This window comes from Streptomyces ficellus (assembly GCF_009739905.1).
Taxonomy (GTDB): Bacteria; Actinomycetota; Actinomycetes; order Streptomycetales; family Streptomycetaceae; genus Streptomyces; species Streptomyces ficellus_A.
The window spans coordinates 7054543-7078240 of record NZ_CP034279.1; the positions used below are offsets into that span (position 1 = coordinate 7054543).

General features: G+C 68.9%; 17 protein-coding genes and 5 pseudogenes. 13 read left to right on the forward strand and 9 right to left on the reverse strand.

Translation table 11 applies throughout. The features are described from left to right. Nucleotides 1–35 precede the first annotated feature (35 nt). The 3 genes from EIZ62_RS31700 to EIZ62_RS31710 all read left to right on the forward strand — a co-directional run bounded on the left by EIZ62_RS31700 (nucleotide 36) and on the right by EIZ62_RS31710 (nucleotide 4480). Nucleotides 36–1640 carry an FAD-binding oxidoreductase gene (locus EIZ62_RS31700; RefSeq protein ID WP_156696094.1) on the forward strand — a complete coding sequence of 535 codons (1605 nt, stop codon included), beginning with the start codon at nucleotides 36–38 and terminating at the stop codon, nucleotides 1638–1640. A gap of 136 nt (nucleotides 1641–1776) precedes the next feature. Next, on the forward strand, nucleotides 1777–1971 hold the full coding sequence (locus tag EIZ62_RS31705) for a hypothetical protein (protein WP_156696095.1): 195 nt from the start codon (nucleotides 1777–1779) through the stop codon (nucleotides 1969–1971). Between the two features lie 1108 nt (nucleotides 1972–3079). After that, the gene (locus tag EIZ62_RS31710) at nucleotides 3080–4480 is read left to right on the forward strand and encodes an MFS transporter (protein ID WP_244376072.1); all 1401 of its coding nucleotides are present in this window, start codon (nucleotides 3080–3082) and stop codon (nucleotides 4478–4480) included. A gap of 706 nt (nucleotides 4481–5186) precedes the next feature. Here EIZ62_RS31710 and EIZ62_RS31720 read toward each other — a convergent pair. Then, nucleotides 5187–5555, reverse strand: a complete 369-nt coding sequence (locus EIZ62_RS31720) for an ArsR/SmtB family transcription factor (protein ID WP_156696096.1) — start codon at nucleotides 5553–5555, stop codon at nucleotides 5187–5189. A gap of 197 nt (nucleotides 5556–5752) precedes the next feature. Between EIZ62_RS31720 and EIZ62_RS31725 the strand changes: the two genes are divergently transcribed. Then, entirely contained in the window at nucleotides 5753–7204 is a 1452-nt protein-coding gene (locus tag EIZ62_RS31725; RefSeq protein WP_244376074.1) for an MFS transporter, read from the forward strand. Between the two features lie 312 nt (nucleotides 7205–7516). Here the strand turns inward: EIZ62_RS31725 and EIZ62_RS32660 are convergent. Beyond that, nucleotides 7517–7635: pseudogene (locus EIZ62_RS32660) on the reverse strand (TetR/AcrR family transcriptional regulator); the annotation flags it as partial. Between EIZ62_RS32660 and EIZ62_RS31730 the strand changes: the two are divergent. After that, entirely contained in the window at nucleotides 7596–7919 is a 324-nt protein-coding gene (locus EIZ62_RS31730) for a dihydrodipicolinate synthase family protein (protein WP_156696098.1), read from the forward strand. The pseudogene EIZ62_RS32660 and the gene EIZ62_RS31730 sit on opposite strands and share 40 nt — an antisense overlap. Before the next feature lie 175 nt (nucleotides 7920–8094). Here EIZ62_RS31730 and EIZ62_RS31735 read toward each other — a convergent pair whose 3' ends face one another. After that, complete coding sequence (locus EIZ62_RS31735) at nucleotides 8095–8676, reverse strand: TetR/AcrR family transcriptional regulator (protein ID WP_156696102.1); 582 nt, start codon at nucleotides 8674–8676, stop codon at nucleotides 8095–8097. A 97-nt stretch (nucleotides 8677–8773) separates the two neighbouring features. Here EIZ62_RS31735 and EIZ62_RS31740 point away from each other — a divergent pair, with 97 nt between their 5' ends. The 3 genes from EIZ62_RS31740 to EIZ62_RS31750 all read left to right on the forward strand — a co-directional run bounded on the left by EIZ62_RS31740 (nucleotide 8774) and on the right by EIZ62_RS31750 (nucleotide 11581). Next, a complete protein-coding gene (locus EIZ62_RS31740; protein ID WP_208827715.1) occupies nucleotides 8774–9220 on the forward strand; it encodes a VOC family protein in 447 nt (148 codons plus the stop codon). A gap of 431 nt (nucleotides 9221–9651) precedes the next feature. Then, nucleotides 9652–9918, forward strand: coding sequence for a DUF6199 family natural product biosynthesis protein (locus EIZ62_RS31745; RefSeq protein ID WP_167536294.1), 267 nt, complete (start codon nucleotides 9652–9654; stop codon nucleotides 9916–9918). A gap of 577 nt (nucleotides 9919–10495) precedes the next feature. Beyond that, nucleotides 10496–11581, forward strand: a complete 1086-nt coding sequence (locus tag EIZ62_RS31750; RefSeq protein ID WP_156690674.1) for a hypothetical protein — start codon at nucleotides 10496–10498, stop codon at nucleotides 11579–11581. A gap of 251 nt (nucleotides 11582–11832) precedes the next feature. Here the strand turns inward: EIZ62_RS31750 and EIZ62_RS31755 are convergent, their stop codons facing one another. From EIZ62_RS31755 to EIZ62_RS31775, 6 genes are all read right to left on the reverse strand, one after another. Beyond that, nucleotides 11833–13059, reverse strand: coding sequence for an alpha/beta hydrolase family protein (locus tag EIZ62_RS31755; protein ID WP_156690673.1), 1227 nt, complete (start codon nucleotides 13057–13059; stop codon nucleotides 11833–11835). A 981-nt stretch (nucleotides 13060–14040) separates the two neighbouring features. After that, a complete protein-coding gene (locus tag EIZ62_RS31760; protein ID WP_167536454.1) occupies nucleotides 14041–15354 on the reverse strand; it encodes a hemopexin repeat-containing protein in 1314 nt (437 codons plus the stop codon). A 103-nt stretch (nucleotides 15355–15457) separates the two neighbouring features. Next, complete coding sequence (locus EIZ62_RS32080; protein ID WP_167536292.1) at nucleotides 15458–15676, reverse strand: hypothetical protein; 219 nt, start codon at nucleotides 15674–15676, stop codon at nucleotides 15458–15460. Nucleotides 15677–15808: 132 nt separating this feature from the next. Beyond that, entirely contained in the window at nucleotides 15809–15988 is a 180-nt protein-coding gene (locus EIZ62_RS31765) for a hypothetical protein (RefSeq protein ID WP_156690670.1), read from the reverse strand. Between the two features lie 93 nt (nucleotides 15989–16081). Further along, a complete protein-coding gene (locus EIZ62_RS31770; protein ID WP_156690669.1) occupies nucleotides 16082–16264 on the reverse strand; it encodes a hypothetical protein in 183 nt (60 codons plus the stop codon). A gap of 347 nt (nucleotides 16265–16611) precedes the next feature. Further along, nucleotides 16612–19032, reverse strand: coding sequence for a S8 family serine peptidase (locus EIZ62_RS31775; protein ID WP_156690668.1), 2421 nt, complete (start codon nucleotides 19030–19032; stop codon nucleotides 16612–16614). 259 nt (nucleotides 19033–19291) lie between these two features. On the opposite strand from EIZ62_RS31775, the gene EIZ62_RS31780 reads away from it, so the two are divergent. The 5 genes and pseudogenes from EIZ62_RS31780 to EIZ62_RS32665 all read left to right on the forward strand — a co-directional run. Then, nucleotides 19292–20086: an AfsR/SARP family transcriptional regulator gene (locus tag EIZ62_RS31780; RefSeq protein ID WP_167536291.1), complete on the forward strand. Its 795-nt coding sequence runs from the start codon at nucleotides 19292–19294 to the stop codon at nucleotides 20084–20086. Between the two features lie 510 nt (nucleotides 20087–20596). After that, nucleotides 20597–20698 (forward strand): annotated as a pseudogene (locus tag EIZ62_RS31785) (transposase); the annotation flags it as partial. Between the two features lie 10 nt (nucleotides 20699–20708). Then, a pseudogene (locus EIZ62_RS33005) lies at nucleotides 20709–21059 on the forward strand (transposase); the annotation flags it as partial. Between the two features lie 315 nt (nucleotides 21060–21374). Beyond that, a pseudogene (locus EIZ62_RS31795) lies at nucleotides 21375–22830 on the forward strand (UvrD-helicase domain-containing protein); the annotation flags it as partial. A gap of 714 nt (nucleotides 22831–23544) precedes the next feature. After that, a pseudogene (locus tag EIZ62_RS32665) lies at nucleotides 23545–23698 on the forward strand (XRE family transcriptional regulator); the annotation flags it as partial.

Consider the following 23698-nt stretch of genomic DNA (forward strand, 5'->3'; position numbering starts at 1 on the left):
GGGTACATTCACTTGACCCTGCTGGGAGCACCCCTATGCGCGCCACCCCGTCCGGTCCCGGCACCACCCGCGCCCGCTCCTGGTGGGGCTGGGGCTACACCGACGCCCATCCCGACGACACCGAGTGCGCCGCCATGGGCGCCCTGGTACCGGGCACCCTGCCCCGCCCGCTCCCCGTACCCCGGGTTGCCGACCTGCGGATCGGCCGCCCCCGCGCAACGGCCCCGCCGGCGCTGGCGGACCGCATCACCGACGACCCCGGGGTGCGGGCGGCCCACGCCATGGGCAAGGCCTACCGGGACGTGATCCGGGCGTTGCGCGGTCGGCCCGGCCGGATCCCCGACCTGGTGGCGCGGCCGGCCGACGAGCGGGACGTGGCCGATGTGCTGCACTGGGCCGGCGAGCAGAACGTGGCCGTCATCCCCTTCGGGGGCGGGTCCTCGGTCGTCGGTGGCGTCGAGTACCGCGGGGACGACCACCGGGCGGTGCTGTCACTCGACCTGACCTCGATGGACCGGGTTCTGGAGATCGACACGGTCGGCCGGTCGGCCCGCATCCAGGCCGGTGCTCTCGGGCCCGTACTGGAAGCGCAGTTGCGACCGCACGGCCTGACGTTGCGCCATTTCCCGCAGAGCTTCGAGTTCTCCACACTTGGCGGCTGGCTGGCCACCCGGGCCGGGGGCCACTACGCCACCGGCCGTACGCACATCGACGACTTCGTGCAGTCGCTGCGCGTGGTCACCCCCGCCGGGGCCGGCGAGTCCTGGCGTCTGCCGGCATCCGGTGCCGGGCCGTCACCGGACCGCTTGTTCCTCGGCTCCGAAGGGGCGCTGGGCGTCATCACCGAGGCCTGGATGCGCCTGCAGGAGCGCCCGAGGTTCAAGGCGTCGGCTTCCGTCACCTTCGCGGACTTCGGCCAGGCACTGGACGCGGTGCGCACCATCGCCCAGTCCGATCTCACCCCGGCCAACTGCCGCCTCCTCGATGCCGGCGAGGCCCGGATGTCCGGCGCCTCCCACGACGGATCGGCGGTTCTGGTCCTGGGCTTCGAATCGGCCACCGCCCCCGTCGACGACCGCCTCACCACTGCCCTGGAACTGGCGCGCGCTCACGGTGGCAAGGGCCGACCGAGGAAGACGGACCCCGACGCCCCGGTCGACGCGGCCGTCAGCGCCTGGCGCTCGGCCTTCCTGCGCATGCCTTACCTTCGGGACGGCCTGGCCCGCATGGGCGCCGTCGTCGAGACCTTCGAGACCGCCGCCACCTGGGACAGGGTGCCCACCCTGATCGACGCCGTCCGCACCGAGGTCGCAGCTGCCGCCCTCAAGGCCACTGGACACCCGGCCACCGTCAACTGCCGCCTGACGCACGTCTACCCGGACGGCGCCGCCCCCTACTTCACGGTGCTGGCCGCCGGCCGGCCCGGAGACGAAGTGGCCGTCTGGGACGACATCAAGGCCGCCGCGAGCGACGTACTGCACCGCCACCGCGCGACCATCACCCACCACCACGCCACCGGCCGCGACCACCGCCCCACCTACGACCTCCAGCGCCCCCACCCCTTCACCCTGGCCCTGCACGCCGCCAAAACCGCCCTCGATCCGCACGGCATCCTCAACCCGGGCGTCCTGATCGCCTGACATGCGAGCCCGCTACGGTCCCTGACCCGACGGGGTCCTCCCCGGACCGCCCGCTCCACGAGGCCGGCTCAGTGCAGGCCTGGACCGCCATGAACGCGGAACAGCGGGGCTGTAAGGTCCAACCGGGGGTGATCGTGTGACTGACCACAGATGGGACGACGACGGTGAATTCCGCGACGCCGTCCAGGTGGCCGAACGAGCCACACGGTTCGGCTGGGCAGCGATTGCTGGCGCGGCAGGTGTGCTCGGCTGCCTACTGATCGCCATGGCTGTCACCTGTGTCGTCGCATTCATTGCGTGCCTGTACGTGGTGATGGCAATGGATTTCTAGAACTGTTGGGCTCTCACACAGGGAGCCAGAGGCCCAGGAGAGCGGCAGCTACGGAAACGAGGAAGACGTCTTCGCGCGCAGGTACTCAGGGCGGGGGCCGTTCTATTCGTCTTGCCGACAGCGAGGCTGTCAGGCTTCTTGCGGGCACTGCCCAAGCCCAGCCGCTGGACGCGGACCGTTGCCGGCAACTTCTCCGCCTTCTGCACGGCGGTGGGCCGGCGTTCGCGACCCCTGACGTGCCGGACGGCCGGAGCGCTTGCCCACGGCTGACCGCGCCCCCGTCGCTCGCCGCCGCGCTTCCGCTCATCGCCGTAGGACCCGGGCCGCGACGCAGTTGCACGAGCGCAGCGTCGGCCACGGCTACAACTCCACCGCCGCGGAGCTGGAACCAGAAATGCTGGCCACCGGTATCGCTCAGACACGGTGGTCACCGTCCCCCGCATCCGCTGAACCGACCGTCTGGGGATACGTGCGCCCCGCTCCGAGCGCGGACGCGACCCGTCTTAAGGCGGTGGTGCCCCGAACACCGGACGGTTCCGGGGGGTACGTCCGGGTCGTATGCAGAGCTGGATCGGGTAGCCGTTTCCCGACTCAGCCAGAGGGGCGCGGCGTCGCCCTCGGGGTGAGGGCGCCGTCTCTGACACTGGGGCCGGTCGGTTGTACGTGCGTCGGTCATCCGGAGGGGCGTGCCGCGCTAGCTGGTGTGCGGCGGCGTCCGGGGTGCCGTACGATAATTCGGTTCCTGTGCCGACGTGTCGGTGTCAGTGATCGGACTTCCTGTTCCTTCTGTGTCGATCTTGGGGTGACGTCCTATTAACCAGGCCATGTAGTCGTCCGTGTTCCCCACGTGCTGTGTTGTCGCACGTGTCCGGGGGCGGACGTCGCGCTGGTCTGAGTTGCGTCACCCACCCCCAGTCTTCTTTCCCGGGTGCAGCTCTGCCGTCTGCCCCGGGCTTCGGTGTTTTCCGGCCTCGGTGCGGCTGTCGGCAGGGCTCCCCGATTCCTTTGGATCAGGAGTATTCCCGTCATGTCTCCTTCCGCGCTCGGCAACGAGCCGCAGCACACCACCCAGCCCCCGACCTCCCCAGCACCTCACCGCCCGAGGAAAATGGCCCTTGCGGCCTGGATCACCCTCTTGGTACTCCTCACGGCCGAGCTGATGAACATGCTCGACCAGTCGGTGGTTCTGACCGCCCTGCCCGCGATCCAGGAGTCGACCGGCTCCGGACCGGTAGCGGTGCAGTGGCTGAGCACCGCCTATTCCCTGCCCGTCGCCGTCGGGCTGATCACCGGCGGACGGCTCGGTGACATCTACGGCCGGCGCAGGATCCTGCTCATCGGCACCGCCGTGTTCACCGTCGCCTCGTTGCTGTGCGGTCTGGCCACCGGCCCAGGCATGCTGATCGGCGCCCGCCTGCTCCAGGGCGTCGGCGTGGCCGTGATGATTCCGCAGGTCCTGGCGACCATGCACGTCACCTTCGAGGGACAGAACCGCAGCAAGGCGTTCGGTCTGTACGGGGCGGTCCTGGCCATCGCCAACGTCCTGGGCCCGGTCCTGGGAGGCGTGCTCACCCAGGCCGATCTGTTCGGGCTGTCCTGGCGGCCGATCTTTCTGGTCAATGTGCCCGTCGGGCTGGCCGTCCTCCTCCTCGGACGCACGTTTATTCCCGAATCGACGGTCCGCAAGGCCGACCGGCTTGACGTGGTCGGCATGCTGCTGTCCGGCCTGGCCATCGTCCTGGTCCTCTTCCCGCTCACCGAGGGCCACGCCCGCGGGTGGCCGCTGTGGTGCTTCGTCATGCTCGCCGCCGGCACCCTTGTCGTCGGCGTGTTCCTGCGCCAACAGTGGCACATGCAGGGCAACGCCCCGCTGGTAACCCTGCCCCTCTTCCGGGTCAGGCAGTTCTCCGGAGGCATGGCCGCGGACCTGTTGCACGGCCTGCTGTGTGGCCTGTTCTTCATGACCTGGACGCTGTACCTGCAGCGCGGACTGGGTCTGAGCCCGATCTACGCGGCCCTGGCCTTCGTGCTGCTTTCCGTGGGAGAACTGGGCGGCGCGACGGTCGCGGCGAAGACCGCAGGGCGTTTCGCCCGCCGTCTGCCGCAGACCGGAGTCCTCATCACGACCGTTGCGATGGCTGCCTACGGGCTCCAGATCGGCAGCCACCAGGCCGACCTGACCCTTCTGACGATGACTGCTCCGGTGGTCCTGATCGGCTTCGGTCTGGGCATGGTCTCCGGCCCGCTCACCGACTTGTCGTTGGCCAGAGTCCCGCACGATGACGCGGGCTCGGCCTCGGGCTTGTTCAACACCGCCATTCACCTGGGCATCGCGCTGGGCACGGCGCTGACCGCCGTGGTGTTCTTCGCCAAGACCGGCGGCTCTCCCGACGGTGCGGTCAACCGCGACGCGTTCGTCAACGTGCTGTGGTGGGTCGGCGCCCTCCTGGCCCTGATGTGGGCGCTGATGTTCAGCCTGCCCAAGCACGCGAACAGGCAGGACGACTGAACCACTCCCAGGCCCCGGCCACCACGTCGGCGGGGGCCTGGGCCCTCACCCCTCTCACGAGCTGTCGCCTTCACCGCGTGGCCGAAGCCCGACCTGGCGTCGGTGTGAGCCGACGGAGTAGCCATAAGCAGAACAGCTTCTCAGAGCTCGCGGACGTGGCCCTGAAACCTGCCCGACGGCCGACTCGTCAGCGGCGAGCTGCGTGTGACGGCCCGCAGATGTCGTTCGGGGCGCCCCCGCGGCGAGTTGGCCCCGGCGGCCGGACCGCCGTTTGCCTCGTCCATGACATGCCGCCGTACTTCTTCGCCTTCACCTCCTCCCTATCGGCGGCAACGAGGTGTTGCACGTCCCGTACGGCGAGCTGCGCGGGCCGCTGAAGCGGCTGTGTCCATCGACCGCAAGCGGGGGAGCCCGTAAGCGCTTCGCTCGGAAATGGACGATCCGTCGACGGCGCACGGGTCGAGCAGCTCGCCGGCCGGAAACGGCGGCGGGAACGGCCCTGCACCTTCGGCAAGTCCCTCCAGCGGCGTCGCAACGTCGTCGAGCGCTGCTTCCACCGCCTCAAGCAGTGGTGGGGCGTCGCCACCCGCTACGACGAGCGTCCCGGCCGCTACCTCACCGCCGCCACCCTCGCCAGCACCCTCATCCGGTTCAACACATGATCGACAAGACGGCCCCTAGGGGTGGTCCGTGCGTTGCTTGCGGTCTAGCCCGCGCCCAGTCCCTCGGCGTGGTGGCGCAGGACCAGGTCGAGCAACCCGGGGAAGTGCTCGTCGAATTCGGCGCGCCGCAGGCGGTTGAGCCGTTTGGACCCGGCGTCGCGCTGCTCCAGGAGCCCGGCCTCACGCAGTACGGCGAAGTGGCGGCTCAGGGTTGCCTTGGTGACCGGTACGTCGAAGCTCCCGCACGACCGCTCCCAGTCGCCGGCCCCGGCCAACTCGCGCACCAGCGACTGCCGCACCGGGTCGGCGAGTGCGAGCAGCGCCGTTTCCAGCGGCACGTCACCGGGGTCGGTGTGGACCGGGGGCGTGCGATGGCTGGTGGTTGCCGCTGCCCGTTGTCTGTGTGCCGTCATGGCGGGGCTGCTCCGTCCCGACTCGCTTGGTCCGTGACGTGTGACGTACACGGATTGCAGAGTGTTCGATGATCTGCGTACACTCCAGATGTTCGCTTGCAGGCGAACAGTCTATCCGGGTTAGTGGCGCGCCGCCCGACTCCCGCCCCCTCATCTGTCCTCATCGCCCGCCCGCAGGCGCGCAAAGAAGGAAACTTGTGTCACACACCCAACACCCTGCGTCCCGGCCGTGGCTGACGCTCCTCGCCTCGTGCCTCGGCTTCGTGGTCGTCATCCTGGACGTCAGTGTCGTGAACGTCGCCACCAAGGCACTCGCCGCGGACTTCGGAGGCAGCCTGTCCGGTCTGGAGTGGGTGATCAACGGCTACACCCTCACCTTCGCGGCTTTCCTCCTCACCGCCGGCGCCATGGACGACCGGTACGACCCCAGGCAGATCTTCATGTGGGGCTTCGGCCTCTTCGCCGTGACGTCCCTGGCCTGCGGCGCGGCCCCCTCGCTGGTCACCCTCATCGTCGCTCGCGTCCTCCAGGGCATCGGCGCCGCGATGATCGTGCCCTCGTCCCTGTCGATCGTGAACACCAACTTCCCCGACTCGGCCGGGCGCACGCGTGCCGTCAGCCTCTGGGCCGCGGCCGGCGGAGTCGCACTCGCGCTCGGCCCGGTCGTGGGCGGTGTCCTGGTGGACTCCCTCGGCTGGCGTTCCATCTTCTACGTCAACGTCCCCATCGCGGCCGTAGGAATCCTGCTCGTCCGGGCGTACGCGCTGCCCGCCCCCGCCCGCGACGCCTCGGTCCGCCGCTCGCTCGACCTGCCGGGCCAACTCCTCGCCGTCATCGGGCTGGGCGCCCTCACCGGAGCGATCGTGGAGGCGAACGCGCAAGGCTGGACCTCCACGCTCGTCCTGACCTGCGTGAGCGTCTTCCTGGTCTCCCTGGCCGGCTTCATCGCGGTGGAACGCCGCAGCAGCGATCCGATGCTGCCGCTCCACCTCTTCAGCCGGAAGGCGTTCAGCTCCACCTCCCTCATCGGTGTGCTGCTGAATTTCTCCTTCTACGGCCTGATCTTCGTCTTCAGCCTCTTCTTCCAGCAGGTCTGGGCGTACTCGCCCGTCGGAGCCGGACTTGCGTTCCTGCCGATGACCGCCGCCATCATGGTCGCGAACCTGGCGTGCGGGGCGCTGGTCAAGCACTACGGTGCCCGAGCCGTTCTGACTGCTGGCAACACCCTCGCCGCAGTCGGTTTCCTCGCCACGGTGCCGGCTCCCGACTCCGGTGCGTACGCGAACATGGTCGTGCAGTTCATCGTCGCCGGCTTCGGCATCGGCCTGGTCGTCCCCTCCATGACGAACGCCATGCTCGGGTCGGTGGACCCGGCCAACGCCGGAATCGCCTCCGGTGTCCTGAACGCGTCGCGGCAGTTGGGCGGGCTCATCGGCGTCGCGGTGATGGGTCTGCTCGTCGGCCAGGCGTCGTCCGGTCACTTCCTGCCCGGACTGCGGGCCGCTCTGGTCTGGGCCGTGGTCGCACTCGTGATCAACGGGGTGCTGAGCGCGGTCGGCATCCGCAGGCCCGCGGAAGCCGCCGCAACGGCCCCGGCCGCCGCCACGCCCGGAACGAGGCACACTCCCCGTGCCGTCGACGCGCGCTGAACACCGCGCCACCATCCCGCCGCATCCTTCGCCCCCCTGCGAAGGAAGGGATTGCCATGGCGAAACGTAGGGGAAGTGGCGGTGCAAGCTGTCCCGGAGTGGGCGGGACGTCGTCCCTCCGTGGCACATCGAAGCGAGTGCACCCGGACACGGATGCTGCATGCCCTGGAGAGGCTGCAGGCGTTCAGAGAATCGAACGGACCAGCCCCCTCGCAGCCACTCCCGTGGGTACCGCTCTCATCCACGAAGCAAGGCACCTGCTCAGCCTGTTGGACGCGCAGCACAATCCTGTGTCACCTGACCGGCGGCCCCCTACGACTGAGGTGGCTGCAGGTACCGGCGATGATGGTGGTCACCGTCTTGCGGACAGTGGCGATCTGCGGCGGGGCGCTTGTCCGGTCGGCGAACAGCAGGTGCGCGGCCCCGAGGAGAGGCGAATATCTGTACCGCCGATTATGCCGAGTTGATCGCTTTGTGGCATGGCGGGGCCGCTGGTCCGGCCCGCCGTCTGGGGGCCGTATTGGCCCGCCTGTCGGCCGTGCTCTTCGCTGAGCCGAACCCGGCTGTGATCAAGGCGGTGCTGTATGCCCGGGGCCGCATCCCTGCCCCGGCCGTCCGTCTGCCGCTGCTCGCCGCTTCTGGGGATGTTGTCCGCCGGGCGCTGGAGGTGGTTAGGGCTCCTGTTCACCGAGGCCAGGAAGGGGCCCTGATGTGACGTAAGCCCGCGTGGTTCCTCCCGTGGCGGCGAGTCGGCTTGTGCCCGGCGACGGTGCCGGCCACCGCCTTGCTGACGGGCGACGCCGGTCTCCTCAGAGCTGACCGGGGCGCGGCGTTGACGCGGTGAGCCTTCGCCGCACCGACCCGCGCGCATGGTGTGGGCGCGTGGGGGGTCAGGCCGGGGTGCGCAGTCCCGCCAGGAGCCGGTCGAGTGCCACTTCCGCGGCCTGGGTGTCCCCACCTCGTGCGATCCAGAGCGCGGCCTCGTTCATCGCCCCCGAGAGCAGCCGGGTCAGGGGCTGCGCCGGCTGGCCGGTGATGATGCCGGCCTCGGTGAGCGCGGTCAGGGCCTCGGCGAGGTGGCGGGCGGAGGCTTCCTCGTCCTGGGCGCGCCATTCGTCCCAGCCCAGGACGGTCGGTGCGTCGGTCAGCAGGATCTGCCGCACGGCCGGGTCGGTGCCCGCTTGGAGGAAGGCCCGGCAGCCCGCCCGCAGCTGCTCCCAGAGGTCTTCGTGCCGTTCGGCTTCGGTCGCGACCCGCTCGCCCAGTTCCTGCTGCACTTCGCGGACGACGGCCCGGAAGAGCCCGGCTTTGCTGTCGAAGTGGTGGTACGCGGCCCCCTTGGTCACCCCCGCGGCCCGCGCGACCTCGGCCAGCACCACATGGTGGTACCCCTCGGCGGCGAACCGTCGCCGTCCTTCGTCCAGCAGCGCCCGCCGCGTGGCCGCCCGCTGCTCCGCCCGGCTGACCGTCATCGTCCGCACCGCCCTTTCCCTTTCGCGTACCGGGGGTATGCTAGCGCCACGACTCACATACCCGGGGTATGTGAAAAGGGACTGGAGAACCACTGTCATGACCAGCGAACCCACGACCGTGCCCAACAGGCTCAGCGGCTTCTACCCGGTGCTCGCCAGCCGCGACGTGGCGGCTTCCCGCGACTTCTACACCCGCCACCTCGGCTTCGGAGTGACCTTCGAGGCCGACTGGTACGTCAGCCTGCGCCGCTCCGACGCCCCGCACTACGAACTGGCCCTCCTCGGCCACGCCCATCCGACCGTCCCCGAAGGCCACCGGGCCGCGCTGCAGGGCGGATTGCTGCTGAACTTCGAGGTGGACGACGTCGACTCCGAGTACCGGCGACTCGTGACGGGGGCGGGCCTGCCCGAAGTTCTGTCACTGCGTACGGAGGAGTTCGGCCAGCGCCATTTCATCATCGCCGCCCCGGACGGTGTACTGGTCGACGTCATCACCGTCGTCCCGCCCAGCAGGCAGTACGCCGCGCAGTACACCAACGCCTGACAGACGGCCGCCCTTCCCGCAGGGCGCGCACAGTGAAACCGGGCTGCCGCTGGGCGCCGCCGATCGGCAGGCGAGCGGGCGCGGCGCCCGGGCCGGCTGCCGGCCGTCTGCCGGTACGCTGCCGGCCGTCTGCCGGTACGGCGATGCGGACCACACCACGACGGCCGGAGAGCCGTGCCGGGGAGCGGCGGACGGTACGCACGCTTAAGACGCGGTGGTGAGCGTCTGGCCGCTCGGCATTCCTGCGCACTGTCCCCCCTCCCGGCGGACTGGCCCGCAGGGGCGCCGTCGTGGAACCGACCCCTGCCGGATCCCCAACCCGGGCGTCCTTGACGACCGACCCGGCCGAGTGGCGGCTGGACGGTGTACTCAACCATCCACCGGACGACATCCTCCGTTATCGGTGGGGGAGTTCGGGCATCAGAGGATTCATGGATTACTACGCGGTGGTGCGGGTCGCTGCGGGCGGCGACGGCGGCAATTTCCTCCTCATTCCGTTCCTGGGCCTCTTTCTGGTCATGGGCCTGGTCCAGGTCATACGTCCGCAACTGCTGTGGAAGATGAACAGATCCCTGCAGCGGGGCTGGGTGAAGAACCCGGACGCCACCGAGCCCACCCGCAAGGGGTACACCATGGACCGGGCGATCGGGGTGCTGGTCGTAGCCTTCGTCATATGGATGCTGGTCCGGCAGTTCTGACGCCGGTTTAGGGGCTGTCGTGGCCGGCAGGTGGCCCGTGTCCGGCTCCGCCGCTTGGTGGCGGGGCAGCCCCCGGGCTGCCCCGTGTTGCGCACAGTCAGCCGGTTTGGGGACGCCACCGGTTGTCGTGCGCGGGTTCGGTCCTGCTGTGCCACGCCAGTGCCTCGCTGATCGGGCGGGGGCGGTTTCGGGTGGCCAGGGCCGGTGCCTTGAGCATGCCCCCGGCCGTATGCGCAATGGTCGCAGCCACTTCGCTGGCGGGTCTGGACGGGCTGCGACGCCCCTTGTGTCGGGGGAACGCGTCATCCCCGAGCGCACGGCTTCCCACCGGGAGGATCTGGTGGTGCTGCCCCTGCGCCCATGATGCCCATTGCTCGGCCGGACCCGGGAGAACGTCCGAAAGCGTGAGTGTCCAGCGTCGATGTCGGTGTTACCCGGGGAGCAGCCGAGCGGCGCCCGCAGCTTGCGGCGGACCACGGACCACGGACCACGGCCACGCTTCGCTGGAGCCGTCAGCCTCTGGACTTCCTACCGGCGCCTGGAGGATCCTCGCAGGGTGTTCTCTCGCGGAAGTGCCGTGCAGAACGAAGCGGTCGGTCGTCAGATGACAGCCTTTTTCCAGCAGCTTGATCGCAGCAAGCGTGGTGATCCGGAAGCCGTGGCACAGGCGTATGGCCGCTATGTGCTGCGTGCGTCGTGGGTGCGTGATGAGGTGACGCTGCGGGACCGGCGCAGGTTGGAGGGTGTTCCCTTCTGCGTCGGGCTGGCCGCCCGGCAGCGGGACTTCACCCGGCTGACGCAACGGGTACCCCTTGTCTCGGACACGTTGCTGCTGTCGCACAGCGGTAACGGCAACTTCATCCGGCTCGGCGCCGTGGGAGGGGGTGACAGTCAGCCGTTCGACCCGGTGGACGCGGTGCCGCTCGGTGCGGCCCAGTCCCGGCCGCCGGCTGCGGAGCCGTACGGCATGTTCTGCCCGGATCCCGGCAAGCTGGGACGCTGGGTGCTGGAGGCGGAGCCGCTGTTGCGGGCAGGGCTGGTGTGGTATCTGCCGACGTACGGCCGCCCCGGGAACGACCGCCGGGGACACCGGCGAACACGCGGCCCGTACACGGGACCATCCGCGGTCGATTTCCTGGTGCGCAACGGCCGTGCTGTGGAGACAGCCACGGCGCGGCCCCTGACGGGCCCCCTGGTGCGCCCGGTCCTGGAGATCGATCTGCCGTTCCTGGCCGGGGTCGGGCTGCGGGACTTCGCTCAGATCACCGTTGAGGAGTTCGATTCCTACACAGCGTTCCGCGCCTTCCTGCGCCTGGCGTTGCTGCGCATGGACGACGCCATGGACTGCGTGCAGTCCGAACGTGCCCTCTACGTACTGTCGCAGGAGATCAGCGAGCACGTACACGGCCTGCGGGCACAGATGACGCAGGCCCGGCGCACGCGGGCCCTCGCCACCACGGGCGCGGTGGTGGGAACGACCGGAGCGGTCCTTGTCGCGGTGTATGGACCTGCTCTGGAATCAGCACTCACGGTCCTCGGCGGAGGCGGCGGCGTCCTGGGTGTCCTGGGCGCCCTGGTCGCGGAGAAGGGCAGCCGCAGGCCCACCCACAATCCCTGGTACTACGTCTGGGCCCTGCAGAGAAAATCCACCGGGCGCCGCTGAGCTGGATTCTCCGGCTGCAACCAACGCCGGAGCGATCCACCGTGCCCGGGGTGGACACGATGGCCGCCCTCTTGCACACCTGCTTCCCCGGAAACGGACAGGACCTTGGGCGTTACGTCATCGGCCTCGGCCGCATCGAAAGGGGCGGTGGCCGTCCTGCATCAGCCCAAGGTCCTGTCCGCCGCAGCTCCCGGTCACCGCCTTGATCGAGGGCTGTCCGTTGTGAAGGGCCGCCGGCGCAGCGTGCGGCCTTACCGCCCGGGGTGGTTGAACCGTACCTCCGGGTTGTCCGCCGCGGGGCCGTCGAGGAGCGGCTGGGGCCGGCCCCGCAGGTGCAGGTCGAAGAAGGCACCCGTGTAGGTGCGCACCACGCCGATCGCGCGTGCGGCCGGGATCGTCGGCTGCGCGTCCGGGTACGGCACGCGCAGCTGGTCGAAGAGGACGGGCACGTCCGAGAAGGTGAAGTGGTGTGCTCCCGTCACCGCGAGCCACCGCTTCCACCCGTCCAGGTTCCGCCACGCGGCGTCCCAGGTCGCGTCCTCGCCTCCCGGCTGGTGGGCGGCGTCGTCCGTGCCGAACATCAGGAACGGCCGTCCACCGAGCCCCTGCTCCGGTACGGGGTCCCCGAAGGCGCCGTCCATGTTGACGCCCGCCCGGACGCGGTGATCGTTCGCCATGACGGAGGCCGCCGCGGCACCGCCCAGCGAGTGGCCGGCGGCCCCGATACGCTGCCGGTCGATGAGGCCGGCGTATCGCCACGCCGGGCGCGGGCCGGTCAGCCGGTCGAGAACGAACGACAGGTCCCGTCCGCGGTTGACGGTCGCCTTGCGCATGTCCTCTGCTGTCTCGGCCTTCCGGCACGCCACACAGGTCAGTACGCGCCCGCCGGGGAACACCGTCCCCGACGACTCGTAGGCGTGGTCCACCGCGGCGACCACGTAACCGCGGCTCGCCAGGTCCTCGGCGAGCGTGGTCAGGGTGAACCGGGGCGCCCCGAAGCCGGGGGAGAGGAGCACCAGCGGATGCTTCCCGGGCTGCGGGCGGGCGTGGAGGGAGCTGTGGGAACGCGTGGCGCTCAGCGTCTCCACGACCGCCTCCTCGCGCACCCCCACCTCCGCGAGGAGCAGCTGCGCCTCGCGCCGGTCCGCGTACCGGGAGGGTGCGGCCGCCGTGGAGCGCGCGGGGTAGTACAGGTCCACCATCAGCTCGCGCCGGCGCTCGGGCATCCAGAGGTCTGGCCGCGAGGGGTCCACGAGGTGGAGAGCCGAACGGCCCACCTCCGCCCGGCCCGTGGGCTCGGGCAGCAGCACACCGGTGGCCGCGGGGCGGGCGGGGCCGGAGGCGGGAGCGGTCGTGGCGGCGGCGGCGGATGCCGGGACGGCCGGAGCTTGTGCGAACGCCGCCGGAGCGGCTGTGGCCAGGGTGAGGAGGGCGACGACCGCGGCGGTCGCCGGGCGCAGTGTGCGTGACGTCTTCATGGAAGTGACGGTAGAAGCGCGCGGGCCGGCCGTCATCGGCCGCTGGTCTCCCTCCGGTACGACCACAGGTGGATCTTCCGTGTCCGTCCCGGCTCAACCACGTGGGTCGGAGGCGAGTTGCTTTCAGACCCGGCGCTGCAGCCCGGGATCCGCATCACAGCCGGGTGCCTACCCAGCGGAAGCATCAGCCCGGTGGATCGCCCTCGAGCAGGGCACGGGTTCAGTCCACCTCGACGCCGTCACCGCCGGCCTCACCATGCCCTGGTGTTCCGGCGCCGTCGAAGGACACATTCACCGGGTGAATATGCTCAAGCGAGCCATGTACGGCCGAGCCTCGTTCGACTCCTCGGACCTGGATTCTCACCCAGCCAGGGAACTGTGACTCGTGCCGCGCCTCATGCGACGAGCCTGGTGGCAAAGGCCGCTGTGTCAGCGATCCTGGGCCGGGTGGCGGGTCTCCTGGCTGCCTAGGGCGTGTTTCGAAAGTCCCGTCTGGCCGGGAACGCCCGGCACGCACGCTCGCGGCGTTGTCGGCCGTCGGCGCAGCCCGCTGCGCTCTCCGACCTCCGCCTTGCGATCGCACGCCCCAGACGCCCCCGGCCCCGCCCTCCGGGCGGACGACGCTACTTTCGAAACACACCCTAGTAGGGGTGGGGGCGCTGGGCCTGGGAAGCCGCACGATCTTGGAGCCTGCAGGACTCACCGGCCCGGGCGCCCCCCGGAGGAAGCCGCGGTGAGATCGGACCGTTCACAGCCTGCCAGGCGAAGGACTGTTGCGCAGCCCCTCTCCGGTCTGACAGGGCCGGTATGGAGATAGCCGCATGACGATCGCGGCGGGTGCTTTCCCCAGGAGCTTCGAAGGCCGTGTCTGAGGGCACAGTCACTCCCTGGAGGTGGCCGGCCGGTCCCCGTCGTCGTTTCCGCCCAGCAGCACCAAGGCCTTTGCCTGCCACAGCGATGAGCCCGTCTCTCGTGGCCAGGTCATGCCCGTGTACGTCCTACCTGCATGTGGATGTGGTTCTGGTGAGCTGCGCGCAGGTGGGGGTCTCCCCCGTAGTCGGGGTAGATGACGAATCCCGAGCCCCCAAGGTCCGGCACGGGCCACTTGTTTCCGACGCCGATGCCGTTGGCCTCACATTCGAACGTCGCGTACCGGAAGGCGGTGGAGAAGAGGGAGAAGGCCAAAGGGTCGACGGAAGGCGATATCCGCACGCTGGGCCCGTTGGGCAGGGAGCCCCAGTGTGTCTGTACGGACCTGTGGAACGAGGTGCCGGCTACCTTGCCGACCAGGCCGGAGAAGTCGAGGGCGCGCCCCTGGTTGTGGCAGTCATTGGGCGGTCCGGAACCGTGGCCGATCCCGAGGTGAAGAACCTCCGCGACGTCCGGTGCGGAGGAGTTGAGCCACCTGGTGAGCCGGTAGAGCGCCATGAGCATCCGCTGGTCGATGTTGTCCATGACGTCGGCGCTGGGAGCGATCTCGTTGGTGTAGCGGATGCCATCGATCCGTGGGGGCTTCACAGCGACGCGCTGGTCTGGTTTCGGGGAGACGACACCTGCGGGGCCGTCCACGAAGGGCGGGCTTTTGAGGGTGAGCTTGCCGCGCCGGATCAGGTCCGCCAGCAACCCGTTGGCTTGGGGGGCCGTGAGAAGCCTCGCGGGCTGGAGCGCTCCTGCGGGTGTGGTGGGGTGGAACGTCGAGAGGGCGCCGCTCTCGGTTACGCGATCCTCGTCCACATCGAAGCGCTGGTAGGTGTGGTTGTGGAAGAAGTAGGCGAAGCGCCCCCCTGGGTAGAGGGCAGCGTCCAAGCCGGCCGTGAAGACCCCGGGCCAGGCTGAGGCGATCTTCCGTGGGTACGCAGGGTCGACCCGGTCGGCAGTGATGTCGTAGCGGAGGTAGGAATCACCTTTGAAGAGGTAGAGCTTGCCCGTTCCCCAGTTCATGGCGGCGTCGATGCCGGCCTGCCAATTCATGCCGCCGCGTGACCCATCGGGGAGGCCCGGCCAACTGGGTGCCAGGGGGAGGGGGTGGCCGTCCGGCGGCCTGTACGCGGGGTCGACGCGATCCTTGGACTCGTCGTATCGGACGTACGTCGAACCGAGGAAGGCGTAGGCCTTGCCGGCTCCCCACCAGACGAAGGCGTCAGGTGATGTGGCCAGCCCGTCCCACGCAGCGATGGGCCTGCCGCTGGCTTCGAGGTTGCCTGTGATCCCGTCGTACCTGTCGTAGTGGTTGTCGTCGAAGAAGAGGTAGACCTTGTCGTTGGGCCAGGCAATGGCGGACTTGAGCGCGGACACAGTTCCTCCCAGCTTGTGCTTGGCCGCGGCCTGATATCGCTGGCTCCTACGCCCGCGGCCGGTGCATTTGGGGTGACAGCCAGCTGATCCGTCGAGAAACGGGTCACAGCGCCTCGCCTTCTGACACGCCAGCGACGGAGTCGTCGCACTGCTCCGGATCCACGCAGGGCCCCGGGTCACCCGGGTCGTGTCTGTTTTGACCTCCGATCTCGTGCTGCCGCCATTTGATGACGCCGTCCTCTTTGTAGGGGGACTTGATGAAGAAGGGCCTGTAGGGGACGGCTCGGTCGATCGAGCCCTGGAGGGGCAGTTTGAGTCTCATGGGTGTCTCCAGCACAGGCGCACCCCGGGGGCCTGGTCACTGAGGCCGAGGTGCCCATGGTTGGTCGCTCGGACGGCGGTCCCGCGCGGGCGGTCGAGGCGCACTGCCTCGCGCCTACGCGGGACCTTCAGGTCAGATATCGAGGATCCGGGTCAGCGTCTTGAAGAAGTTGCTCGGCTCGACGCCGGGGCTGGTGCCGGGGGAGTGGGCTGTGGTGGCGCCGGTGCGGTCGATGGGCGGTGCCTGTCGGGGCATCGCCAGGCCGGAAGGCTTCTGCCGCCTGTCCGTCACCCGTTCGGTCTGCTTGCGCATGGTCGTTCCCTTGGGGGATTAGGGCTTTGTGGGCAGTCAGCGGCGGTCCGTTGCGAGGGGCGACGGCACCGCCGCCGGCTGTCTCGTGTCGCCTCAGATGGGCAGCAGCTTCGAGAGCATCGAGGTGAGGAAGCCGCTCGGCTCGACGCCGGGGCTGGTGCCGGGGGAGTGGGCTGTGGTGGCGCCGGTGCGGTCGATGGGCGGTGCCTGTCGGGGCATCGCCAGGCCGGAAGGCTTCTGCCGCCTGTCCGTCACCCGTTCGGTCTGCTTGCGCATGGTCGTTCCCTTCGTCCGATACTGCGGAAGGCTGGAGCCTTCCCCTGGTTCATCCGAGTGCGTACGAGGCAGCGGCGGCCCTCTTGCATGTGGCATCGGTGCGGATTCCATGACCGACTCACACGTAGGCGCCTTTGGACGCGTAGCACATCTGCCGGGCCAGTCCCTTCATCTGGCTACAGCGAGCTGCTGCTTCTACGCCCGGGCCCGCCTGCGCGCCTGCCGCCACCCCAGGGGTGGACTCTCGATTCACCGGGCGTGCCTGCAGTGGCAACGCCATGCTGGAGTGCTTGTCTTTGCCGTTCATCACGAGCTTCTTTCGCTTTCGCGTGAGGAGGCGAGCGGTGTTACATGTCACCGAGGAACGTCCGGGTCGGCACCAGGCTCACACCCGGGAGGTCGCTGACATCGATGGTGTAGACGTAGGTAACCCTGGCTCTTTGGTCGTTCTCCGGGTCTATGAAGCTGATGTAGACGTCTTGGCAGTCCGAATTGGGACGGCTGAACGGGCTCTTGGAGACGGTGATGCGATCCAGCGTGTACAGGCGGTCTTCCGGCCCAGGAACGTGCTTGGCTGACAGCAGCCCCTGCATGATGTCGCTGCCGAACTGGTAGGCGTTGGTGCCGGCATAGTTCAGTGCCCTGTCCGCAGAGCTCTGCCCGAGGTTGCGGAACTGGTTGTACAGCTTGTCGAAAAGCGCGCGGATGGTCTTCTCGAGGTTGGCCTTGTCGATCCTGACGTCCCGCTCCTTGGCGTCATCGAGGACGCTGTCAGTCACCGAGTGCACCAGCTTGGCTTCATTCCAGGTTGCGATGCCACGGCTCTGTACTTCCAGAACGGGCAGTGTCATCCCGTTGAACAGCCGTGCGGTGCGGTCGGTCAGCACCCCTGGGATGGAGACCCGTGAGACGTACTCGTTGATCTCCTGCCGAGGCCGGGACTGTCCCCAGACTGCGTCGCGCAGCACCTTGTAGACGTGCGAGACCGGAGGGTACCAATGCTCGGACAGCGAAGTGGGCGGCTCTGGAGACGCTCCGGGCATGCGCGGCTGCCTGTACGTGGCATCCGACTCGTCCGGCGCGGGGGGCACGGGCCCTCCCCATTCCATGCCCACCGCGGGCTCGGCTTCGAGGACGTAGGCCGGCATCTTGTCGATCTCGAGAGTGAAGTGCAGCTTGCCGCACTCCCAGGGAGCCGCGGACAAGTAGTCGCGCATCTGCCCCGGGTCATACACGTTGGCCGGGTAGACGACCGGGCCGTCAGGACCGGGCACTTCGACGTCCGGCATCTCCTGGCGGAAGGAGTCACGACGTGCCTCGGTTCCGAAGTCGTAGTTGATGGTGCCGATGACATACACCAAGGGGCGTGGGCCGTACTGGGTCGCTGAGCACGCGGGGCGCACGCCTCCGGCCGGCAACGGTGGTCCGGCCGCCATGGTGGGAGCAGCGGGAACCGCCCCTGACGTCGTGCCGGGGCCGGGAGGCGTGGCGGCGGCGTGGAGCGAAGCCTGACGGACTTCGTCGACGATGGCCGCATCGTCGTGCTGCTCAAGCAGAGGTTGCTCGTTGTTCGCCGGCGCTGCGGCCCCGTGTGGTGTGGTGTCGCCTGCGCAACCGTTGCAAGTACAGGACGGGCGCAGGCCGTCTGACGGTACGGACCCCTGTTGCGGCGACGGGCTTGCGATCTCCGCAGGAGCGCCGAGTTCCTGTGACGGCGCGGCGGGAGGGCCTGTGGTTTCCATGGAGGTGGCTTTCTGGCTCGTGGTGGTGTGGGTAGCCCTCTGTGAGGGCTGGACGCCCGCGGTAGCGAGCTGAGGCAGCTGCTGTGGTGCGCCTATGCGGGTTTGGTCTCTCTGAGCCGCTTCTTCGCGTGCCACCGGCGTGTGGTGAGCGACGATCGACTGATAGGCAAGGGCTGCGTTGAGGTGCCCGCCCAGATGGCGGCGGCACTCAGCGTTCTCGTCAGGCAGACACGCCGGGGGAGTGGCCGTCTGCAAGATCAGCCGCCCCACGGCCTTCGGATTCGCCTCGCGACCCGATCGGACCTGTGCCGACACCAGCAGGCCGGCTACGCCCGCGACTGCCGGTGTGGCGAAACTGCTTCCCGTCAACAGGCGGTGGCCACCGCCGGGGACGGCGCCGTCGATGTCCTCCCCGGGCGCCAGGACGCCGTTGCGCTGGTAGACCGCGCCCCAGTTGTTGAATTCAAGAGGTGCCCCCACGGCGGATGTCGCACCTACGGACAACACGCTCGGCACAGCAGCGGGTACTTGCAGGCAGTCACATCCGTCGTTGCCCACCGCCGAGACGACGAGGACACCGAGTTCCTCGCAGCGCTGCAAGGTGTGGGCCAGCAGATGATCCGCCTGCCCATCGGCCGTGCGCTCACCGCCGCTGATGTTGATGACGTGCGCTCCCTCCTGCACGGCGCGCTCTATGGCCCGTGCAAGATCCACTTGCGGAACGCGATCCGGGCTCAGGTCACGGAACACGGGAAGGATCAGCCCGCGGCACCGTGGAAGCATGCCTGTGATCGGACTGGTCCCCTGGCCGAAGAGCAGGCTGGCCACATGCGTGCCATGCACCGACATGGGCCCCTGCCCGGCGGGCTCGCGCACGAGCGTGTCGATCTGCGTGACGTCGGCGCCCTGGAAACACGGGTGCGTGAGGTCGACCGGCCCGTCGAGCACGGCGACGCACACCTCGGAGGTTCCGAAAAGATCCTCCTGGGGGACTGCCACGTCCCTGAGTACCGAGCGGATCTCCATGGCGCCTTCTTTCAGATCACCTGGCCGGTGGTTTCCTGCCGGAAACTCACACGTCTGACACTCGGGCAAGCGCGTTGGCCCAACGTTGCCCGACCGCTCGAATGCGTTGCGGAAGCGTTGCTGAGATGCCCCCCAAGCGTTCCTGCCGCTGGACAGCCCTTCGCCTGCTTAGGCCAGCGGCTACCCGCCGCAGTGTCTGACCCCGTGCTCGATTCACATGCGCATGCGATATGCACTTGGTAGTTGCACAGTGGGGGTTGTGTCTGCGAAAGCCGTTCTCAAGCTGCTGAGTGGTTTCGACTTCATCTATGACGGTGGTCGGGTCACCTTGCCGCTGGCCGCGCAGCGACTGTTGGCGTTCCTGGCCCTGCAAAGTGATGGGATGCACCGAACCGTTGCCTCCGAGCAACTGTGGCCGGACTGCGACCCCTCCAGAGCCGGCGCGAATCTCCGCTCGGCTCTGTGCCAGGCCAGACGAGCACGTACAGCAGCGGTGATCGAGATAGCAGGGCCGCGCCTGCATCTGGCCCACACCGTGAGGGTGGACCTGCACGAGACATGGGCTCAGGCCCGCACCCTCGCTGAGCGTGCCTCGCCGCTGCCCGCAGCACCCGACGTCATTGTCGGCGCACTAGGCCGTGAGCTCTTGCCGTGCTGGACAGACGATTGGCTGACCCTGGAACGCGAACGGTGGGACCAGATGCGCGTGCACGCCCTGGAAAGCCTGGCGCAGCGAATGCACGACGAACAGCAGTACCTCGCAGCGCTCGAAGCCGCTCTTGTCGCCGTCGCCATCGACCCCGTTCGCGAGACTGCTCACCGGATCCTCATCGAGGTGCACATCGCTGAGGGCAACCACGCCTGCGCCGTGAAGACATACCAGGAATACCAGGCGTTCCTGCAGCGGGAACTCGGGGTGTTTCCCTCACCACAGATGATGAAAATCGTGCAGGACATCGGGATCCCCGTTCCCCCGCCAGCCGACCTCAGTCCGCCGGCAGCAGTGGCACAGGCCAGGACCCGCACAGGAGCCCGTTCCCGCACACTGGCGTAAGGAATCAGTGCCCGTTTCTCAAGTCGCTGAAGTGATCTTCTGGCGGGCCTAGGCAGTCTCGTTTGGATCATGAAGGTGAGCTGTTGCTCGGTAAGATTGATGTCCGAGGGAGAACGAGGGGGTGCGATGACGCTCGTCATCGAGCTGCGGCGCGGGGTCTCAACCGCTCGGACCGGACGGAAGGCAGGACCGCGTCCCGCAGCAGGGGCACTTGAGCGGATAGTCGTCGATGGTGAGCTCTGGGCGGCCCTGGAAACGTTGGGCCGACACCGGCTGCCCACCCTGGCTGACGTCGATCCGTACGGGGAGACCCTGCTGCGGGGTGAGGCAGTGGACCAGATGGTGCGGGAACTTGAAGGTTCAGATCTTGCTCGGCTGCGAGGCGCTGAGAGCCAGGCCGTCTCGACTCTACTGGCCTGGGGCCTGCGTTGTCGCTCTGACAAAGAACTCCGCATTGCCTTCTCGGGGGATTAGTCCGCCACTCTCCGATCATCTGATCGTTGGTCGGGCATGCCGTTGACTGACGCGCAGTGGGCGAGGATCGAGCCGTTGCTCCCGGACCGGACACCGAAGCGGGGTGGCCGCTGGCGGGATCACCGGCAGGTGATCGACGCGATTGCCTTTGCTCCCGGACCGGACACCGAAGCGGGGTGGCCGCTGGCGGGATCACCGGCAGGTGATCGACGCGATTGCCTTCAAGTTCCAGACCGGAACGCAGTGGGTTCACTTGCCGGAGAAGTACGGCAACTGGCGAGGCGTCTACAACCGACTGCGGATGTGGGCCATCGACGGTACCTGGCAGCGGGTGTTCACCGCGCTGATTGCCCAGGCCGACGCCGACGGCGACCTCAACTGGGCCGTCTCGGTGGACTCCACCATCGTCCGCGCACACCAGCACGCAGCCGGAGGCGGCCGGGGGGCGAGCCCGCAAAAAGGGGCACCGATCAGCGAACCGGACAACCACGCCATCGGCCGGTCTCGCGGCGGACTGACGACAAAGATCCATCTGGCTGCCCACGCACTACCCCGACCGAAGCGGCAAGGTCCTCCTCAACGTCGCCTTCGCGCCCGCCGCACACACCGCCCTCAGGGCAGCGGCCGACCAAGCAGCACAAACACCTCAGCGCTTCCTGGAGCTGGCCATTCACCGGGCACTGGCCCAGCACGCCGACGCCGAGGCCGACCGCCTCGAACGAGCCCTGCAGCACCTGCTCGCCCACACCACCCCAGCCCATCTCCTCGCGGCCGTCGGGCACTGCCTGACCCGCACCTCCGGAGCCGCGCCATGCTGAACCCGACCGACGAACAGGCTGCCGCGGCCGACGCCTTCCACGCCGGCGAACACCTGGCCCTGCAAGCCGGCGCGGGCACCGGCAAGACCACCACCCTGACCCAGCTCGCCCACGCCACCCAGCGCCGCGGCCGCTACCTCGCCTACAACCGGGCCATCGCCCAGGACGCCACCAGGCGCTTCCCCAAAAGCGTCCTGTGCAAGACCGCCCACGCCCTGGCCTACGCCGCCGTCGGTCACCGCTGCGCCAGCCGCCTGGGCGCCCCCCGCCGCCCCGCCTGGCAGACCGGCCAAGCGCTCGGCATCACCAAAGCCATCCGCGCCGGAGAACGCGACCTGTCCCAAAAGACCCTCTCCTATGTCACCCTGCGCACCGTGGCCCGCTTCTGCCACACCGCCGACGCGACGATCACCCGCCACCACATCCCCCAGCTGCGCGGCCTGGAAGAGCCCGGCCTGCACGCGCAACTCGCCGCGCACCTTGTCCCGTTCGCCCGCAAGGCATGGCTGGACCTGCAACACCCCGACGACGGCGCCGTCCGCTTCGACCATGACCACTACCTCAAGATCTGGGCCCTCACCCAGCCGAAGATCGACGCCGACTTCCTGCTCCTCGACGAGGCCCAGGACACCAACCCCGTCGTCGAGAAGATCTTCCTTGCCCAACGCGACCACGCCCAGCTGGTCATGGTCGGCGACTCCGCTGAGGCCATCTACCACTGGCGCGGCGCCAAAGACGTCATGGCCGGCTTCGACGGCACCCAGCTTGCCCCTTCCCGGTCCTTGCGCTTCGGCCCCCGCCTCGCCGAGGAAGCCAACCGCTGGCTGTACCTGGCCGACGCCCCCATCCGTCTCACCGGCGCCGACACCGTGCCCACCGAACTCGGCCCCGTCACCCGGCCTGACGCGGTCCTGTGCCGTACCAACGTCGGCGCCATGGCCCAGGTCATGGAGCTGCTGTCCGACGGACACCGGGTCGCGCTGGCCGGGGGAGGAGACAGCCTGCGTGCTCTGGCCCTGGCAGCCCGCGACCTCAAAGAAGGACGCCGCACCACCCACCCCGAACTGGTTCTGTTCACCACCTGGGGCGATCTGCAGGACTACGCCGCCTACGACCCCGCCGGCCGCGATCTGCAACCCCTGGTCGACCTGGTCGACACCCACGGCGCGGACGCCATCCTGGCCGCCGTGGCCCATCTCGCGCCCCGAAGACCAGGCCGAGGTGACCGTCTCCACCGCGCACAAGGCCAAAGGCCGGGAATGGGCGCAGGTGAAGATCGCCGACGACTTCACCCCACCCTCCGACGGGCCGCCGCACGACACGGGGCAGGGAACCGTCCGCCGGATCGACGACAAGGAGGCCTGCTTGGCCTACGTAGCCGTCACCCGTACCCGGCACCGCCTCGACATCGGCGGCCTGTCCTGGATCAACGAGCATCCGCAAGAAACATCGGCCGATCCTCAGCCACCGCGGTGGTGCCCAGGGCGGGTTCCGGGCCTTTGGAGCCTCCGCCGGGAAGATGCACGGGGAGCAGCGTTACGGATTGCAAGGGACGGGCGGCTGCCTCTGTCGGTGACGGCGCAGGCGAGAAGCCCTCAATGGCAGCCCGCTGTCCACAGACAGCCCCCGGCAGGCTTCTTGAGCTATGGACATCAGCTCGCCGGGGCATCGCCCGGAACAACAAGAAGACGCCGCGCTGCGAACGCCACGACACCCTCCTCCAGGCCGAGGAGCTCAGCGAGTTCGCGGCCCGGTTCCCGGCCGGCCACCAGGCGCAGATGGCGTTCCTCCTGGCCAGCTACGCCGGCAACGTCTCCCTGGTCGCCGCGCTCTTGGGCACTGGAGGGCGTACGGTGCGCCGCCACTGCCGTGGGTGGCCGCCACCGCCCGGGCTCCGGCTGCGCCGGGCCCTGCACCGCCGTGTCGTGGACCTCGTGTGCCCGCGGTGCCTGTCCGATCGTGCGGTGGAACAGGCGCGCCAGGCGAATCGGGAAGCCCGGCGCGCGGCCCGACGGCTTCCGCGTGATCCCGGCGGCATGGATCGCTGACACACCGGATGCCCGAGAACCTTCAGCTCCCTCAGAACGCTGAAAGCTTTTCTGCATTGATGATAGTGAAAAGCTGATGAAGATGCGTAAGTTGCATGGATTCAGGTAAGATGGTGGTATGGGATTGCGCTTGGAGGAGTCGCTGCGGCTGGCGGTGGCCGCGTTGATGCAGGTAACGGGGTGAATCGCAGCGGTCGGTCGCAGGGGTGCTGGGACTGACGCAGACACAGGTGTCGCGCCGGCAGTCGGGCACCATCTCCTGGAGCCTGCGC